This is a genomic window from Mycobacterium sp. NGS62 (genome assembly GCF_059812285.1).
In genome coordinates this window covers 49,687-66,947 of the sequence record NZ_JCALCK010000004.1, presented here as the reverse complement: position 1 = coordinate 66,947, position 17,261 = coordinate 49,687, and the positions used below count along the sequence as shown (strand labels likewise).

The 17,261-nt window shown below is 65.5% G+C and carries 19 protein-coding genes; 12 read left to right on the top strand and 7 right to left on the bottom strand.

Features of this window, described 5'->3' with window-relative positions; translation table 11 throughout:
- Positions 1-46 precede the first annotated feature (46 nt).
- The 4 genes from AC5Y49_RS12380 (at position 47) to AC5Y49_RS12365 (ending at position 4,333) form a co-directional block, all read left to right on the top strand.
- Positions 47-841 carry an acyl-ACP thioesterase domain-containing protein gene (locus AC5Y49_RS12380; protein ID WP_499887369.1) on the top strand — a complete coding sequence of 265 codons (795 nt, stop codon included), beginning with the start codon at positions 47-49 and terminating at the stop codon, positions 839-841.
- 280 nt (positions 842-1,121) lie between these two features.
- Entirely contained in the window at positions 1,122-2,408 is a 1,287-nt protein-coding gene (gene aceA / locus AC5Y49_RS12375) for an isocitrate lyase (protein ID WP_499887367.1), read from the top strand.
- Between the two features lie 79 nt (positions 2,409-2,487).
- Entirely contained in the window at positions 2,488-3,339 is an 852-nt protein-coding gene (locus AC5Y49_RS12370; protein ID WP_499887365.1) for a 3-hydroxybutyryl-CoA dehydrogenase, read from the top strand.
- Positions 3,340-3,472: 133 nt separating this feature from the next.
- Complete coding sequence (locus tag AC5Y49_RS12365; protein ID WP_499887363.1) at positions 3,473-4,333, top strand: cyclopropane mycolic acid synthase family methyltransferase; 861 nt, start codon at positions 3,473-3,475, stop codon at positions 4,331-4,333.
- 74 nt (positions 4,334-4,407) lie between these two features.
- On the opposite strand, the gene AC5Y49_RS12360 is transcribed toward AC5Y49_RS12365, so the two are convergent.
- Positions 4,408-5,316 carry a cyclopropane mycolic acid synthase family methyltransferase gene (locus AC5Y49_RS12360; RefSeq protein WP_499887361.1) on the bottom strand — a complete coding sequence of 303 codons (909 nt, stop codon included), beginning with the start codon at positions 5,314-5,316 and terminating at the stop codon, positions 4,408-4,410.
- Between the two features lie 198 nt (positions 5,317-5,514).
- On the opposite strand from AC5Y49_RS12360, the gene kasB reads away from it, so the two are divergent.
- On the top strand, positions 5,515-6,765 hold the full coding sequence (gene kasB / locus AC5Y49_RS12355) for a 3-oxoacyl-ACP synthase KasB (protein WP_499887359.1): 1,251 nt from the start codon (positions 5,515-5,517) through the stop codon (positions 6,763-6,765).
- A 24-nt stretch (positions 6,766-6,789) separates the two neighbouring features.
- On the opposite strand, the gene AC5Y49_RS12350 is transcribed toward kasB, so the two are convergent.
- Positions 6,790-7,800: a prenyltransferase gene (locus AC5Y49_RS12350; RefSeq protein WP_499887357.1), complete on the bottom strand. Its 1,011-nt coding sequence runs from the start codon at positions 7,798-7,800 to the stop codon at positions 6,790-6,792.
- 28 nt (positions 7,801-7,828) lie between these two features.
- On the bottom strand, positions 7,829-8,530 hold the full coding sequence (locus AC5Y49_RS12345) for a TetR/AcrR family transcriptional regulator (protein WP_499887355.1): 702 nt from the start codon (positions 8,528-8,530) through the stop codon (positions 7,829-7,831).
- 113 nt (positions 8,531-8,643) lie between these two features.
- On the opposite strand from AC5Y49_RS12345, the gene AC5Y49_RS12340 reads away from it, so the two are divergent.
- From AC5Y49_RS12340 to deoC, 6 genes are all read left to right on the top strand, one after another.
- Entirely contained in the window at positions 8,644-10,011 is a 1,368-nt protein-coding gene (locus tag AC5Y49_RS12340) for a DUF445 domain-containing protein (RefSeq protein WP_499887353.1), read from the top strand.
- A 103-nt stretch (positions 10,012-10,114) separates the two neighbouring features.
- Complete coding sequence (locus tag AC5Y49_RS12335) at positions 10,115-10,516, top strand: helix-turn-helix domain-containing protein (protein ID WP_499887351.1); 402 nt, start codon at positions 10,115-10,117, stop codon at positions 10,514-10,516.
- An 80-nt stretch (positions 10,517-10,596) separates the two neighbouring features.
- Positions 10,597-11,205 (top strand): heparin-binding hemagglutinin HbhA, encoded by a 609-nt coding sequence (hbhA, locus tag AC5Y49_RS12330; RefSeq protein WP_499887350.1) that lies wholly within the window; start codon positions 10,597-10,599, stop codon positions 11,203-11,205.
- Positions 11,206-11,297: 92 nt separating this feature from the next.
- Positions 11,298-11,588, top strand: a complete 291-nt coding sequence (locus AC5Y49_RS12325) for a DUF2516 family protein (protein WP_499887973.1) — start codon at positions 11,298-11,300, stop codon at positions 11,586-11,588.
- A 4-nt stretch (positions 11,589-11,592) separates the two neighbouring features.
- Positions 11,593-12,024, top strand: a complete 432-nt coding sequence (locus tag AC5Y49_RS12320) for a DUF2599 domain-containing protein (RefSeq protein ID WP_499887349.1) — start codon at positions 11,593-11,595, stop codon at positions 12,022-12,024.
- Positions 12,024-12,695 carry a deoxyribose-phosphate aldolase gene (gene deoC / locus AC5Y49_RS12315; protein ID WP_499887348.1) on the top strand — a complete coding sequence of 224 codons (672 nt, stop codon included), beginning with the start codon at positions 12,024-12,026 and terminating at the stop codon, positions 12,693-12,695. The genes AC5Y49_RS12320 and deoC overlap by 1 nt, the downstream gene beginning before the upstream one ends.
- Here the strand turns inward: deoC and AC5Y49_RS12310 are convergent.
- The 4 genes from AC5Y49_RS12310 to AC5Y49_RS12295 form a co-directional block, all read right to left on the bottom strand.
- Positions 12,692-13,480 (bottom strand): LmeA family phospholipid-binding protein, encoded by a 789-nt coding sequence (locus tag AC5Y49_RS12310; protein ID WP_499887347.1) that lies wholly within the window; start codon positions 13,478-13,480, stop codon positions 12,692-12,694. The genes deoC and AC5Y49_RS12310 overlap by 4 nt on opposite strands.
- A 353-nt stretch (positions 13,481-13,833) precedes the next feature.
- Positions 13,834-14,751, bottom strand: coding sequence for an LmeA family phospholipid-binding protein (locus AC5Y49_RS12305; RefSeq protein WP_499887346.1), 918 nt, complete (start codon positions 14,749-14,751; stop codon positions 13,834-13,836).
- The gene (locus AC5Y49_RS12300; protein WP_499887345.1) at positions 14,748-15,566 is read right to left on the bottom strand and encodes a carbon-nitrogen hydrolase family protein; all 819 of its coding nucleotides are present in this window, start codon (positions 15,564-15,566) and stop codon (positions 14,748-14,750) included. Before AC5Y49_RS12300 ends, AC5Y49_RS12305 begins: the two co-directional genes overlap by 4 nt.
- 84 nt (positions 15,567-15,650) lie before the next feature.
- A complete protein-coding gene (locus tag AC5Y49_RS12295) occupies positions 15,651-16,160 on the bottom strand; it encodes a DUF2505 domain-containing protein (RefSeq protein WP_499887344.1) in 510 nt (169 codons plus the stop codon).
- A gap of 26 nt (positions 16,161-16,186) precedes the next feature.
- Here AC5Y49_RS12295 and AC5Y49_RS12290 point away from each other — a divergent pair, with 26 nt between their 5' ends.
- Positions 16,187-17,251 carry a UDP-N-acetylmuramate dehydrogenase gene (locus tag AC5Y49_RS12290; protein WP_499887342.1) on the top strand — a complete coding sequence of 355 codons (1,065 nt, stop codon included), beginning with the start codon at positions 16,187-16,189 and terminating at the stop codon, positions 17,249-17,251.
- The last annotated feature ends 10 nt before the right edge of the window (positions 17,252-17,261 follow it).

Below are 17,261 nucleotides of genomic sequence, written 5' to 3'. Positions count from 1 at the left end.
GTTTAGCATAATTTGCCGAGGGTGGGGAGTAATCGGGGAGTAAATCGTGAGCCTGGATAAAACAATGATGCCGGTGCCGGACGGGCATCCCGACGTCTTCGACCTGGAATGGCCGCTGCGTGTTGCCGACATCGACCGCGAAGGCCGACTGCGCTTCGATGCGGCCGCCCGGCACATTCAGGACATCGGCCAGGACCACCTGCGCGAACTGGGCTTTGAAGACACTCATCCGTTATGGATAGTCCGGCGCACCGTGGTCGACCTGGTCCGCCCGGTGGAGTTCCAGGACATGCTGCGCATGCGCCGGTGGTGTTCAGGCACGTCCAATCGGTGGTGTGAGATGCGGGTGCGCATCGACGGCCGCAGGGGCGGGCTGATGGAGTCCGAGGCGTTCTGGATCAACATCAATCGCGAAACTCAGGGCCCGGCGCGGATCGCCGACGATTTCATCGAGGGCTTGCGGCGCACGACCAGCGTCGACCGCCTGCGGTGGAAGGCGTATCTGACCGCCGGTGACCGTGAGGACGCCGTGGAAATCCACGAGTATCCGGTCCGGGTTACCGACATCGACTTGTTCAACCACATGAACAACTCGGTGTACTGGGGCGTGATCGAGGACTACCTGTCGTCACACCTGGACATGCTGAAGGCGCCGCTGCGGGTGGCCATCGAGCACGACGCCCCGGTCTCGCTGGGCGACAAACTGGAGATCATCTCGCACATCCACCCGCCCGGATCCACCGAGCGATTCGGTGCCGGCCTGGCGGATCGCACTGTTACAACGCTCACATACGCGGTCGGCGACGAGACGAAAGCGGTCGCCGCGCTCTTCGCGCTGTAACCGGCTGCCGGCCGCGGCGTTCTCGGCAAACATGGGCATTGACCTGCGCAATCGTGTTACTGACGAGTAACTACTGAAACGGTTCAGAAAAGCCGAGCTTCGCAAGCTTTGCAAATGCGAGGAAAGTCCTAGCCAAACTTGGCAACTTAAACGGGTGGACCTGCGGAGCTAACCTGTGCCATCTTCGATTTAGCAAACCAGTGAAGCCGCTGCGGAGTTAACAAGCCTGGAAACCACTCGGGGTCTTTCGCGGCGGTGACGAACCTCAAGGAGCACCTCAATGTCGACCGTTGGCACGCCGAAGAGCGCCGAGCAAATCCAGCACGACTGGGACACCAACCCGCGGTGGAAGGACGTCACCCGCACCTACAGCGCCGAGGATGTGGTGGCGCTGCAGGGCCACGTCGTCGAGGAGAACACGCTGGCTCGCCGGGGCGCCGAGGTGCTCTGGGAGCAGCTGCACGACCTGGAGTACATCAACGCGCTGGGCGCGCTCACCGGAAACATGGCGGTGCAGCAGGTTCGCGCCGGCCTGAAGGCCATCTATTTGTCCGGTTGGCAGGTCGCTGGTGACGCGAACCTGTCCGGTCACACCTACCCCGACCAGAGCCTGTATCCGGCCAACTCGGTGCCGCAGGTCGTGCGCCGGATCAACAACGCACTGCTGCGCGCCGACCAGATCGCCAAGGTCGAGGGCGACACCTCGGTGAAGAACTGGCTGGCGCCAATCGTCGCCGACGGCGAGGCCGGCTTCGGTGGCGCGCTCAACGTCTTCGAGCTGCAGAAGGCAATGATCGCGGCCGGTGTCGCGGGCTCGCACTGGGAAGACCAGCTGGCTTCGGAGAAGAAGTGCGGCCACCTGGGCGGCAAGGTGCTGATCCCGACTCAGCAGCACATCCGCACGCTGACCTCGGCCCGGCTGGCCGCCGACGTGTGCGACGTCCCGACGGTGGTCATCGCCCGCACCGACGCCGAGGCGGCGACGCTGATCACCTCCGACGTCGACGAGCGTGACCAGCCGTTCATCAGCGGTGAGCGCACCCGCGAGGGCTTCTACCGCACTCGCAACGGCATCGACCCGTGCATCGCCCGGGCCAAGGCCTACGCGCCCTTCGCCGACCTGATCTGGATGGAGACCGGCACGCCCGACCTCGAGCTCGCCAAGAAGTTCTCGGAGTCGGTCAAGGCGGAGTTCCCCGACCAGATGCTGGCCTACAACTGCTCGCCGTCGTTCAACTGGAAAAAGCATCTCGACGATGCGACCATCGCCAAGTTCCAAAAGGAGCTTGCCGCAATGGGATTCAAATTCCAGTTCATCACGCTGGCCGGCTTCCACGCACTCAACTACTCGATGTTCGACCTGGCCTACGGGTATGCCCGCAATCAGATGAGCGCCTACGTCGAGCTGCAGGAGCGCGAGTTCGCCGCCGAGGAGCGGGGCTACACCGCGACCAAGCACCAGCGCGAGGTGGGTGCGGGTTACTTCGACCGCATCGCCACCACCGTCGACCCGACCTCGTCGACGACCGCGCTGAGCGGCTCCACCGAAGAGGGCCAGTTCCACTGAGCCCTACGCCGAATGTGAAACTGTTGCGAGTTTTCCGCCGATTTCTCGCAACAGTTTCACGCTCGGCGCAAGGAGGAACATGATCGAACGAGTAGGCGTCGTCGGAGCCGGACAGATGGGCGCCGGGATCGCGGAGGTGTCAGCGCGCGCCGGGGTCAACGTGACGGTCTTCGAAACCACCGAAGCACTCGTTACCGCCGGACGTAATCGCATCGCCAAGTCGCTGGACCGCGGCGTCAGCGCGGGCAAGATCACCGAACGCGAACGGGACGACGCCGCGGCGTTGCTGACCTTCACGACCGACCTCAAGGACCTTGCCGACCGCCAACTCGTGATCGAGGCCGTCATCGAGGACGAGACCGTCAAGGCCGGCCTGTTCGCCGAACTGGACAACACCATCACCGATCCCGAGGCGGTGCTGGCGTCGAACACCTCCAGCATTCCGATCATGAAGCTGGCTGCGGCGACGAAGAACCCGCGGCGAGTGCTCGGGTTGCACTTCTTCAACCCGGTGCCGGTACTGCCCCTGGTCGAACTGGTCTGCACGCTGGTCACCGACGAAGCCGCCGCAGCTCGCACCGAGCAATTCGCCAGTGAGGTGTTGGGCAAGCAGGTCGTGCGTTGTTCGGACCGGTCCGGCTTCGTGGTGAACGCGCTGCTGGTGCCCTACCTGCTGTCGGCGATCCGGATGGTCGAGGCCGGCTTCGCCAGCGTCGAAGATGTCGACAAGGCCGTGGTTGCCGGGCTCTCCCACCCGATGGGGCCGCTGCGGCTGTCCGACTTGGTCGGCCTGGACACGTGCAAGCTGATCGCCGACAAGATGTTCGAGGAATTCAAGGAGCCGCAGTACGCCCCGCCGCCGCTGCTATTGCGCATGGTCGAGGCGGGCCTGTTGGGCAAAAAATCCGGGCAGGGCTTCTACTCTTACTAGAGCCGGGCATTCCGAACTGACCAGAGTTGCGGTGCGCGCCACATCCTTCAGATGGGGTCGTACCGTCTCTCACAGCTACGGTAAGGTGCTATCCCCAGAGGGGTCCAAAGCGCGCGATAGGTAACTGATGGAAATGACAAAACTAAGACCGTACTACGAAGAGTCCCAAGCGATCTACGATCTTTCCGACGAGTTCTTTTCATTGTTCCTTGACCCCACGATGACGTACACCTGCGCATACTTCGAGCGCGACGACATGACGCTCGAGGAAGCCCAAAATGCGAAGCTGGATCTGGCCCTGGACAAGCTGAACCTCGAGCCGGGCATGACGCTGCTCGACGTCGGCTGCGGGTGGGGCGGGGCGCTGGTCCGGGCGGTCGAGAAATACGACGTCAACGTCATCGGCATCACGCTCAGCCGCAATATGTGCGACTACAGCAAGGCCAAGCTGGCCAGCATCCCGACGAAGCGCACTGCGGAGGCGCGGCTGCAAGGCTGGGAAGAATTCGACGAGAAGGTCGATCGGATCATCACCGTCGAGGCCTTCGACGCGTTCAAAAAGGAACGGTATGCCGCATTCTTTGAGCGCGCCCGCGACATCATGCCCGACGACGGCCGGATGTTATTGCACAGCCTGTTCACGCATCCATGGACGTATTGGCATGAGCATGACATTCCGGTGACGATGAGCGATTTGCGGTTCATGCGGTTCATCAGCCAGGAAATCTTCCCCGGCGGCCAGATGCCCTCCCAAGAGGACATCCTTGAATATTCGCAGGGTGCCGGATTCTCAGTCGGGCAAATCCAAAATTTGCGCCCGCACTACGCGCGGACGTTGGACACGTGGGCGGCTAACCTGCAGGCCAATCGGGATCGCGCCATCGCTGTCCAGTCCGAAGTGGTCTACGAACGCTTCATGCGCTACCTGACCGGGTGCGCGGACTTTATGCGGCGGGGCATCACCGACGTCGCGCAATTCACCCTGACCAAATAGCAAAGGCCATGCGCCGCAAGGCGTAAGACGGATCAGCTCGTGCCGACGACCAATGGCCGTTAGACCAATGGCCGTCAGGCGGCTTTCTTCTCCATGGTGAACTGGCAGACGTTGGTGTAGCCGTCGCGGAACAGCTCGCGGCATCCGGTCAGGTACTTGATGAAGGTCTCGTACATCTGCTCGCCCTTGAGCTCGATCGCCTCGTCCTTGTGCGCTTCGAGTGCCTTGGCCCAGGTGTCCAGGGTGCGGACGTAATTCTTGCCAATGAAGTGGTGCCGGGTGATGTCGAAGCCAGCCTCGGTGGCGTACTTGTTGACGATGTCGACCTGCGGCAGGCGGCCGCCCGGGTAGATCTCTTTGCGGATGAAGCTGATGAACCGCATCAGTGACATCGTCCTTTTCAGCCCGAGCTTTTCGCCCTCCTCGGCCGACGGCACCACGATGGTGTGCAGCAGCATCTTCCCGTCGTCGGGCAGCACGTTGTGGCACATCTTGAAAAAGTCGGCGTAGCGCTCGTAGGTGCCGATTCCGTCGGCGAAGTGCTCAAAAGCCCCCAGCGACACAATGCGATCGACCGGTTGGTCGAACTCTTCCCAGCCGTGCAGCCGCACCTCTTTGGACCGCGGCGAGTCCATCTCGTCGAATTTTTGCCGGCAGTGCGCCAACTGGTTTTCGCTCAGCGTCAGACCGATGACGTTGACGTCGTATTTCTCGATCGCGTGCCGCATGGTCGAACCCCAGCCACTGCCGATGTCGAGCAGCGTCATCCCGGGCTCCAGTCCCAGTTTGCCCAGGGCCAGGTCACGTTTGGCGTGCTGAGCTTCTTCCAGCGTCGTGGCGCCATCTTCCCAGTACGCGCAGCTGTAGGTCATCGACGGATCGAGCCACAGCTTGAAGAATTCGTTCGACCGGTCATAGTGCGACTGGACGTTGTCGACATCCGGCTTCAGTTCGGTTTCCCCCGTGCCCTTTACCCCACTCATAGGCGCCGACCCTATACGGCGGCTCGGGCCCCGGCAATCGTGCCCCCGCAGGATCGACGACGACCCCGCAGTGCGGGATAAGTGAGGCTCCGTTCGCGGCGGCGCGAACCACGGCCAGGTTTACGCTTGACCGGTATTAGGCCGGGGTAATTGGGTGGTGTTGGAAGGGCCATCGAGGGAAAGGAACGAAGCAGCGCCATGGCCGAGTTCTCGACCGGAAATGGTTTCCCCGATGTGGTTGTCACCGGTGTCGCAATGACCACCGCCCTGTCAACCGACGCGGACAGCACGTGGAAGAAGCTGCTGGACGGACAGAGCGGAATCCGCAAGCTCGATGATCAATTCGTCGAGCAGTTCGACCTCCCTGTTCGTATCGGCGGGCATCTGCTCGAGGATTTCGACCACGAACTGACGCGGGTAGAACTGCGCCGGTTCTTGTTTCTGCAGAAGATGTCGACGGTGCTCGGCCGGCGCGTCTGGGCCAACGCCGGCTCGCCCGACGTCGATGTCACGCGGTTGATGGTTTCCATCGGCACCGGGATGGGGTCGACGGAGGAGATGGTCGTCTTCTACGACGACATGCGCGAGCGCGGTATCCGGGCGATAAGCCCGCTGGGCGTGCAGCAGGCCATGCCCAACGCCGCCGCGGCGGCGGTCGGGCTGGAACGGGGTGCCAAAGCCGGAGTCTCTACCCCGGTATCCGCCGACGCCGCCGGCGCCGAGGCCATCGCCCAGGCGTGGCGCAGCATCGTGCTCGGTGAAGCCGACATCGCGATCTGCGGCGGCGTCGAGACCAGAATCGAAGCGGTTCCCAGCGCGGCGTTCAGCCAGATGGGCCTGCTTTCGACGAACAACGACGATCCCGCCGGTGCGTGCCGCCCGTTCGACAGGGATCGCGACGGATTTGTGTTCGGCGAAGCCGGTGCACTGCTGGTGGTTGAGACCGAGGAGCATGCGAAGGCCCGGGGCGCCAACATCTTTGGCCGGCTGATGGGCGCCGGCATCACCTCAGATGGCTACCACATGGTCGCGCCCGATCCCAATGCCGAACGGGCCGGCCACGCGATGATCCGTGCGATCCACCTCGCGGGGCTGACGTCGGCCGACATCGACCACGTCAATGCCCACGCCGCCGGCACCGCAGTCGGCGATCTGGCTGAAGCGAAGGCAATCAACAAGGCGTTGGGCGCCCACCGGCCGGCGGTCTACGCGCCCAAAGCTGCGCTGGGCCATTCGATCGGCGCGGTCGGCGCCGTGGAGTCGATCCTGACCGTAATGGCACTGCGCGACGGGATCGTCCCCCCGACTTTGAACCTGCGCAATCTTGATCCGGACATCGAGCTGGACGTGGTGGTCGGTGAACCGCGACCTGGCCACTACGAGTATGCGATCAGTAATTCGTTCAGTTTTGGCGGCCATAATGTCGCGTTGGCCTTCGGACGATATTGATACCGAAGTGCGGTAGCCGCAGCTTCAGACGGCCCGCAGCAGCGCGCCGATCGCCAGGCCCACCACCAACAGGGCGCCTGCCTGACGCACGTGCACCCAGGCCAATGCCGCATACCACAGCGGCCACACGGGGAACCCTTCCGGCGGCGACTCAGGCGGCGGGCGACGAAAATACGGCCATACCTTGACAAGTCGGGGCAGCGCCAAGACGACGAGCAGTGCCGGCCAGGGCATCGCTTGCGCCAACACCGCCGCGACGACAAGGCAATAGAACCCGACCATCATTCCCAGCGTGGCCGCCCGGGCGCGGGCTTCGCCGAGCATCACCGGCAGCGTGCGAATGCCGAGCGGCTCGTCGTAGGGGATTTTGTCGATGTGCTTGCCCATCAGCACCGTCGTGCACAGCAAGCCGTAGGGCAGCGCCGCCAGCACAACCTCCCAGCCCACCGTCCCGACCGCGGAATAGTACGTCCCGCAGACCATCAACGGGCCCCAGACGACGAAGACGTCGGGCTCGCCCAGGCCGCGCTTCTTCAGCCGCACCGGTGGGGCGGTATAGGCGACGCTGAGCAGGAAGCCGGACAGTGCAAACGCCAACACCGGCCAGCCGCGCGCCCACGTCAGCACGATCAGGATGGCCAGGTCGGCCACATTCACGACGGCGATCGCCACCAGCAGGGTGCGACGGCTGACCAGCCCCGACAGCACCGGATGCGGAGCGTAGAGGGCGCGCGGGTAGCTGGCGCTGTCGGTCCCGGTTTGGATGTCGTACAGGTCGTTCATCAAGTTGTTGGCAGTGTGCGCCAACGTGATTCCGACGATCGCGAGGACCAGCCAGCGCCAGTCCAGCCCCGGTTGTCCGAGGGCCAGCAGCGCGGCGACCAGACCGGAAACCAGCGTCATCGGAAGCACCGCGGCGCGGGTGACGACGATCCAGCGGGTGACGGCATCGACCGGCCCGTCGGGGGGTGGATTGGTGGTCCGCAATGCGTAAGCCCAGGACCGCAGTCGCGAGCGGGCCGTCACCTCAGGCATCACTCGAGACTAGACCCAGCCCGCGGCCTCAGTGCGGCACTGCGGGCACGACCGGCGACGGATGCGGTTGATTCCGGAAGTTCTCCAGCGACCCGCCCACCTCGACGATCCCGACAAGCGCATTCCAACTCAGCATTGTCAGGTAATCGATCAGCTCGTCGGCACTCATCCGCGGATTCAGCAACCAGGAGTGGGTGGCCAGTTGCACGCCACCGACGATCATGTACGCCCACGGCTCGACGCCGCCGACGTCCATCCCCGCCGGCTTCATCCGCCGTCGCAGCATCACGGCGAGCATCCGAGCGATGATCCGTTCGGAGTCGGCGACCACCTTGTTCTTGCCGGCCGAGTTGTTCGCCATCACAAACCGGTAGGGCTCGGGTTCGGCCGCGACGGTGTCGACGTATACCCGGATGATCTCGCGAGTCAGGTCGAAGCCGTCGAGGTTCGACGACAGCGCCGCGGCCATGTTGGGGATCAGCGTGATTTGCGCGAACCGCATCATCACTGCGGTCGTCAGATCGTTCTTGTCGACGAAATAGCGGTACAGGACCGTTTTGGAGACCCCGATCTCGCCGGCGATCTCGTCCATGCTCACGTATTGCCCGCGCCGCCGGATCGCCTCGATGGTCCCGTCGATCAACTCGTTGCGACGTTCCACCTTGTGCTGGTGCCATCGTCGCTTCCGGCCATCGGTCTTTGGGGTCCCGGCCGGGGCCTGCTGTGCCACTATTGCTGCTTCCCATCCACTCGACGCCCTCGATACTACTGGTTAGTACTGCTCTGCAGTTGCGGGCGGTAACAGTTACTTCGCGCACTAGATACCTGATAGCGGATGATGGTGTGGTGGTACATCGAGCCAATCCGGCGGCCCGTCCGGCCGTGACGGACTTGATCCCGCTGCCGCCGAGGGCGCGCCGAACTGCCGCGTCGTTGGCGGAGTCGTTCGCCGGGGCCGACCCGCAGGCAGACGCCGAGCGGCGCCGGGGACTGCGCCGGATGAAAGTCGTGGCGCTGAGCTTCCTGGTTGGCGCCACCGCGGTCTTCCTGGGTTGCCGGTGGGCTCAGACCGGCGGCACCGCCCCCACGTGGGTGGGTTATGTCGGTGCGGCCGCGGAGGCGGGCATGGTCGGTGCACTGGCGGACTGGTTCGCAGTCACCGCGCTGTTCAAACATCCGCTCGGTATCCCGATTCCGCACACCGCGATCATCAAGCGCAAAAAAGACCAGCTTGGCGAGAGCCTTGGGACGTTCATCCGGGAGAACTTCCTGTCGCCGCCGGTCGTCGAGACCAAACTGCGGGATGGTCAGATCGCCGGACGGTTGGGCAAGTGGCTGTCGGAGACCTCTCATGCCCAGCGGGTGGCCACCGAAACGGGCACGGTGCTGCGGGTGCTGGTGGAACTGATGCGTGACGAGGACGTTCAGCAGGTCATCGACCGGATGATCGTGCGGCGCATCGCCGAGCCGAAGTGGGGTCCGCCGGCGGGCCGGGTGCTGTCCACCTTGCTGGCCGAGCACCGGCAGGAGGCGCTCATCCAGTTGCTGGCCGACCGGGCGTTCCAGTGGTCGCTGAACGCCGGAGAGGTGATCCAACGGGTGGTTGAGCGTGACTCGCCAAGCTGGTCGCCGCGGTTCGTCGACCACTTGGTCGGCGATCGCATCCACCGCGAGCTGATGGATTTCACCGACAAGGTCCGCCGCGACCCCTTCCACGAGCTGCGTCGCTCGGCCACTCGCTTTCTCTTCGAGTTCGCCGACGATCTGCAGCACGACGAGGCCACCATCGCCCGGGCCGAGGCCGTCAAGGAGCAACTGATGGCCCGCGACGAGGTCACCAACGCCGCGGCGACTGCCTGGAAGACGCTGAAACGGCTGGTGCTCGAGGGCGTCGACGATCCGTCCAGTGCGCTGCGTACCCGCATCACCGATGCCGTGGTGCGTATCGGCGAATCGCTGCGCGACGACGCCGACCTGCGTGACAAGGTGGATAACTGGATCGTGCGCGCCGCCCAGCACCTGGTCTCCCAGTACGGGGTGGAGATCACCGCCATCATCACCGACACCATCGAGCAGTGGGACGCCCAGGAGGCCAGCCGCCGCATCGAATTGCACGTCGGCCGCGATCTGCAATTCATCCGGATCAACGGGACCGTGGTGGGTTCGCTGGCTGGCCTGGCGATTTATGCGATCGCCCAGCTCGTGTTCTGAGTTGTGCTAACTAGTGCTTGCAAAAGTTAGCACTTGGTCGTACTGTGGTGCGCGTCAGCACCGACGACCGACGCCGCCGGGCAAATGAACCAAGGAGTCACTGATGCAGCAGGAGGAGAAACTTGCCGCAGTGGTGTCGACTGCTGCGTCAGACATCGGCAGTTTCATCAGGACGCAGCGCGAGGCGGCGCAGGTGTCGGTGCGGCAGTTAGCGGAGAAGGCCGGTGTCAGCAACCCGTACCTCAGCCAGATCGAGCGGGGCCTGCGTAAACCCTCCGCTGACGTGCTCAACCAGATCGCCAAGGCGCTGCGGGTGTCTGCCGAAGTGCTCTACGTGCAGGCCGGGATCCTTGAGCCCAGCGCGACCAGCGAAGTCCGCGACGCCATCGTGACCGACACGGCGATCAGCGAACGGCAGAAACAGGTTCTGCTCGACATTTACACGTCCTTCGTGCAACAAAACGAAGCCGCCCGTGAGGAGACCAAGTCTGCTGAGCCTGCTTGATGCTGCCTAATTCACGACGTTTGGGTATGCCAAACATCTGACCGCCAACACGTAAAACGATCCACGAAAGGGAAAACACCATGGCCGACAACCCGACCATCGACGATCTGAAAGCCCCGCTGCTTGCCGCGCTGGGCGCCGCTGACCTGGCCCTGGCCACCGTCAACGACCTGCTCGCCGAGCTGCGCGAGCGCGCGGGGGAGACCCGCACCGACACCCGCAGCCGCGTCGAGGAGAGCCGCGCACGCCTGACCAAGCTGCAGGAGGACCTGCCCGAGCAGCTGCGTGAGCTGCGTGAGCGGTTCACCTCCGAAGAGCTGCGCACGGCTGCCGAGGGTTACGTCGAGGCCGCGACCAGCCGCTACAACGAGCTGGTCGAGCGTGGCGAGGCCGCCCTGGCGCGGCTGCGCAGCCAGGCGGGCTTCGAGGACGCGTCGGCCCGTGCCGAGGGGTACGTCGACCAGGCGGTCGAGTTGACCCAGGAGGCGCTGGGCACCGTGGCGTCGCAGACCCGCGCCGTCGGCGAGCGTGCCGCCAAGCTGGTCGGCATCGACCTGCCCAAGAAGGAGCAGCCCGCCAAAAAGAGCGCCGCCAAGAAGGCTCCGGCCAAGAAGGCCCCGGCCAAGAAGAGCGCCGCCAAGAAGGCTCCGGCTAAGAAGGCTCCGGCCAAGAAGGTCACCCAGAAGTAAGCCGCTTCACCCACCACTCGACTCCGAGTTGCCCCTGCTGGGGTGACTCGGAGTCGACGTTTTGAAGGGCGTCCGCATACCCTTACAGGGTGATGCTCCAAGGTTTGGTCGGCACCATCCTGATGATCGTGCAAGTCGCCGTAGTGGTGACGTCCGTCTATGCGTTCGTGCACGCGGCAATGCAGCGCCCTGACGCCTATCCCGCGGCAGGCAAGCTCACCAAGCCGGCGTGGCTGGGAATCCTGGGCGCCGGTATCGTGGCGGCCTCCGTGCTGGCTTTCCTCCTCGGCGTGCTTGGTCTGGCTGCAGCTGCCTGCGCTTCGGGTATCTACCTGGTCGATGTTCGGCCCAAACTTCTTGAGGTTCAAGGTAAATCGCGCTAGTCGGATGCGATTGCTCGCTGTGCCGGCGGCGGCACTTCCCGCGCTGCTGGTCGCCGCCCCGGCGGTCGCCGACCCGGGCGCTGCGGGGCCGTCGACGCCCGGATACGCACCGCCGTTTGTAGACCACGCCGAATGGGTGCAATGGGGCCGGCAGTCCAGCCTGCGCGTCTACCCCACCGCGGCGGCGCGCGCTGCTGCCAGGCAGGCCGTCACCGACAGCACGGCCACCGACGAAGCCTGGTCCGAGGTCGTGAGCCGGGCGCCCAACGCCGACACCCCTGGTATGCGGGAGCAGTTTGTCTGCCACTGGCAGGTGGCGGAGTTCGTGCAGCCCGGTAAGACCAGCTGGAATCTGGAGCCGTGGCGACCGGTTGTCGACCCGACCGAGATGATCGGTTCCGGCTGCAACCCCGGCGGCTGGGAAGAACCGTTCTAGTGCCGGGCCCACTGACCCGCCGGCAGGTGGCGGCACTCGTCGACCACACGCTGCTCAAACCCGAAGCCACCGCCGCCGACGTGGCCGCCGTCGTCGCCGAAGCGGCCGAATTGGGCGTGTACGCCGTCTGTGTCTCTGCGTCGATGGTCCCGGTCGCAGTCCGCGCCGGCGATGCGCGAATAGCTGCCGTCGCCGGCTTCCCGTCCGGTAAGCATCTGACAGAAGTGAAGGCCCGCGAAGCGACGCTGGCCGTGGGTTCCGGCGCCACCGAGATCGACATGGTGATCGACATCGGCGCGGCCGTTGCGGGCGACGTCGACGCCGTGCGATCGGAGATCGCCGCGGTGCGCGCCGCGGTACCAACCGCGCTGCTCAAGGTGATCGTAGAGTCGGCGGCGCTGCTAGCACTGGCCGATGAGCGCACGCTGGTCGCGGTCTGCCGCGCCGCCGAGGACGCCGGCGCCGACTTCGTCAAAACCTCGACTGGCTTCCATCCGGCCGGCGGAGCCTCGGCGGCTGCTGTGGCACTGATGGCCGACGCCGTCGGTGGACGGCTCGGGGTCAAAGCCAGCGGCGGCATCCGCACGACCGCTGACGCCCTCAGCATGCTCGACGCGGGTGCCACTCGACTCGGCTTGTCTGGCACCCGCGCCGTGCTCGACGGGCTTTAGAGGTTGTCGAAGCAGGAGTCCTGACTGGACGACGACGACGCCGGGATAGTCGCGTTTTGCGTCGAGAACGTGGCCTCGACGCCGGAATCGGTGACCTTGACGCTGTCGGCATGGATACCCAGCGGGTAATTCTTGGTCGCCTTGGAGGTGAGGTCGTCGAGGTTCTTTTGCACCGTATCCGTCGACATCGTGGAGCCCAGCGCTTTCAGGTCGACCACCTGCAGCGAAACCCCGTTGTCGGCGAGTTGCGGCTTGACGGTGGCACTGTCCAGCAGGCCCTTGAGTTTGATGGTGCCGTCGCTGGGATTGGCGGTGACTTTGCTGGTCACCAGGTTGCCGATCACCGGGATGGCGTCCTGGATCGACTCTTTGATGCCGTCCGTCGACCAAGTGATCGTGCCGTTGAGCGACCCGATCGTGCCCTTGGTGTTGCCGCTGCCGTTCAGGTCGACGTCATGGATGTTCAGGTTGAGCGTCATGCCCTTGGCGCTGCGGATCTGGTTGCCCGCCGTCTGCACGGAGATGTTGGTGTAGTGGCTGTTGATGTACTGCCATAGCACCGGCGGCGTGGCGGCGAAGGACACCTTGGCGCTGTCCTGCACCTCGCACTGCACCGCGTTGGCCACCTTGCTGTCGGCGGTGTGGCGGGTGTACAACTCGGCGCCGATCAGCCCGGCGAACACCACGAGCAGCACAATCACCAGGATCAGCAGGATCGACGTCCGATTGCCGGAAAATCGGGTGAGCACGTTCATTGGCTTGTCTTTGGGCTCGGTGGACTCCATTGGGGTGGGCAGCTTCGTGGTGGCCGGCTCCGGTCGGTTGGGTGGCGGGGCCGGTTGGCGCGCTTGCGGCTGCGGCGGACGCCCCGGCGGCTGATGCGGTAGCGGCCCGGCCTGGCGCGGCGGCGGAGGAGGCGGACCGGGTGGCTGCGGCCGGTTCGGCGGGGGCGGCGGCTGCGGGCGCCCGCGCTGGGGAATCCGTTCGGTGGGGGATTGGGAGGGGCCTGGACCTGGCCGCGGCTGACCAGATGGCCCTGACGGGCGAGCCCATTCCGACGGGTCGCCGCCCGAAGGCCCTTGCGGTGTCGTCACCAGCGCGATTGTGCCCTACCGAGCTGAACGAAATCTGAAAATGGTCACAGGTTGGCGAAGCAGGGATCGGATTGCCCGGGTGGGATAGCGGCGTCGCGCGTCGAAAAGTGGGCCGCCACACCATCTTCGGTGACTTGCACGCTGTCGGCATGGATACCCAACGGATAGTTGTTGGTCAGCCGGGAGGCGAAGATGTCCAGCGCCGATTGCGCGGTCTCGCTTGGCACCGTGACGCCCATCGCGGCGACTCTGACGACCTGCAGCCATAGCCCGTTGTCGGCGACCTGCGGTTTGACGGTGACGCTGCCCAGGCCCAGGCCGCCGTTGAGTTCGATCGTGCCGGCACCGGGGTTGGTGGAGACACTGTTGACCAGGCCGCCCACGAACGGAATGGAATCCGCCACGGTTTCCTTGATGCCGTCGGACGTCCAGGTGATGTCGGCGTCCAGCGCGCCTATCGTGCCCTTCGAGTTCGCGTCGCCGTGCAGGTCGACGTCATCGATCAGGATGTCGGCCTTCATCCCCTTGGCGTCGCGGACCTGGTTGCCTGCGGTGTGGATCGAGATATCCCGATAGTGGCCCGTGATGTGCTGCAGCAAAAACGGAGTGGGGCCGAACGACACGCTGACCTTGTCGTGCACCACGCATTCGGTCGCCGCGGCCACCACGCTGTCGGCCCGATGGCGGGCATAGATTTCGCCACCGACCAGCCCGGCGATCGTCAGCGCGACCACGATCACGAGAACCAAAACGATCGAAACCGGGTCGCGCAGCCAACGGCGCCTGTTCTTCACTGGTGCGTCCTCCGACGGCGGCAGTTGCGACGTTGACTCGGTCGGGGCGTCGTCCGCCGGTGGCGAGTCGGCCTGACCCGCTGCGGACGGTTGCGCAGCACCACCTTCACTGCCGGGGCGAGCCCATATCGACGGGTCGTCGTGCGGTGGTTCCGGCGGATTCGTCACCCGGGCGATTCTGCCTCATCGGCGTCAGCGAAGTCGGCCTGGTTGCGCAGCACCGCGATGCTGTCACGGGCGGCTTGCACGCGGTCCAGGTCGATGTCGGCGACCAGCAGCGCAGGGTCGGCGCCTGCGGCGGCCACGATCTCGCCGAACGGCGAGACCACCAGGCTGCCGCCCACCCCGGTCGGGGCGCCCGAGCCGCCCAGTTGCCGGCCGGGATCGGCCTGCCCGGCCGCAACGACGTAGCTGGTGGAGTCCAGCGCCCGGGCGCGGGTCAGCAACGTCCATTGGTCGAGCTTTCCCGGGCCCGACCCCCACGACGCGGCGACGGCGATCAGCGCAGCGCCGCGGCGCGCCAGCGCGGTGTACAGCTGGGGGAACCGGACGTCATAGCAGGTGGTCAGCCCGACCCCGATCCCGTCGACGTCGATCAGCACCGGCTCACGGCCCGGCGCGACGGTGCGTGATTCGGTGAAACCGAAGGCGTCGTAGAGGTGGATCTTGTCGTAGTGCGTATCGGTGTCCGGACCGGCCGCGAGCAGCGTGTTGGCGACCCGGCCGTCGTCGGCGGGGGTGAACATGCCGGCGATCACGGTGATGCCGGTGTCGGCGGCGATCCGGCGCACTCCGTCGGCCCACGGCCCGTCGACCGGCTCGGCGACCGGCGCCAGCGGCACACCGAACCGGCACATCGTGGCCTCCGGAAACACCACCAGCGCCGCACCGGCGTCGGCGGCGCGGCCGGTGTAGTCGCGCACCAGCTGGAGGTTGGCTGCCGGGTCGGTGCCACTGAGGATCTGCGCCACCGCAATCCGCATGCCCACCAGCCTAAAACTTTGCCGAACGTCGACTTGTCGGGCAGAAATACACTAAATCGCCCAGCAACTCGACGCTCGGCCGCATCACGCGTTCTCGTCGATCCACATGCTGGTGAAGCGCTGCTCGGCGATCAACAGCTCGACGAGCTGGCTGCCGATGAAGTTCTCCAGCTTGCCGCCGACGAGCGGGATCCGAACCTCGACAGTGGCCCGGAATTTCAACCGCGCCCCACCCGATTCGGCCACCGGCTCCAGCACCGCGGTACCGGTCAGTGCGGCCGGCGCGTCCAGGATCGAGCCGACCACGGTGGCGGTGGCGGCGCCGTTGCTGATCGGGTCCCAGGTCTCCTCGCGGCGGACGCACAGATCGCCCCGGTGAAACTGGGTGACTACTCCGGGCAGCCGGTCGCTGCGCAGCACCTGGGTGGTGATCACGTCGATCGTGCCGTCCTCGACGCGCATCGAGTCCAGCATCGCGTCGTCGGCGCCCGAATCGGCCAGCCGGGCCAGCCAATACGACTCGTCGCTGAACGCTCGAAGAACCTCTTCGACGGTCGCCCCGTAATCGGTGGACATGTCGAATGAACGCGGCATAGCAAATCACGCTACCGTTACCGCCCGTGGCGGGAACGTTGTTCGCCGGTGCGCATGTCGCCGAGAAGGTGCCGCTGGCGCCGCTGACCACCTTGCGGGTCGGCCCGATTGCGCAGCGCGTCATCACCTGCTCGAGCACCGAGCAGGTGATCACCACGCTGCGCCAGCTGGACGCCGACGAGTGCCGCCCGCTGCTGGTGTTAGCCGGTGGATCCAATGTGGTGATCGCCGACGCGCTGACCGATCTGACGGTAATTCGCTTGGCCGCCAACGATATCCGTATCGACGGCAACATCGTGCGGGTCGAGGCCGGTGCAGTGTGGGATGACGTCGTCGTCGCTTCCATCGAGCACAGTCTCGGCGGACTGGAATGCATGTCGGGCATCCCGGGTTCGGCGGGCGCGACCCCGGTGCAAAACGTCGGTGCGTACGGGGCGGAGGTGGCCGACACCATCACCCGGGTGCGGCTGCTGGATCGGCGCAGCGGCGAGGTGCGCTGGGCGCTGCCCGGCGAACTGCGCTTCGGCTATCGCACCAGCGTGCTCAAACACTCCGAGGCGGCCGTCGTGCTCGAAGTGGAGTTCGCGCTGGACGCCGCCGGCCGCAGCGCGCCGCTGCGCTACGGCGAACTGGTCACCGCGCTGGGCGCGACGGCAGGCCAACGGGCCGAGCCCGCGGCGGTGCGAAAAGCAGTGCTCGCGCTGCGGGCCCGCAAGGGCATGGTGCTCGACCCGGCCGACCACGACACCTGGAGCGTGGGATCGTTTTTCACCAATCCGGTTGTCGCGCCTGAGGTTTACCAGCGGCTGGCGGACGAAGCGCATCGTCCGGTGCCACACTATCCGGCGCCGGACGGCGTAAAGCTGGCCGCCGGCTGGTTAGTCGAGCAAGCCGGCTTCGGCAAAGGCTATCCGGGCGCCGAGGGGGGCCCCTGCCGGCTGTCGACCAAGCATGCGCTTGCTTTGACCAACCGCGGTGATGCCACCGCCGCCGACGTGGTGGCGCTGGCCCGCACAGTGCGCGACGGAGTCCGTGATGTGTTTGGCATCACATTGATGCCCGAACCGGTGCTGGTCGGCTGCGTCCTGTAGCGCGCGCGTG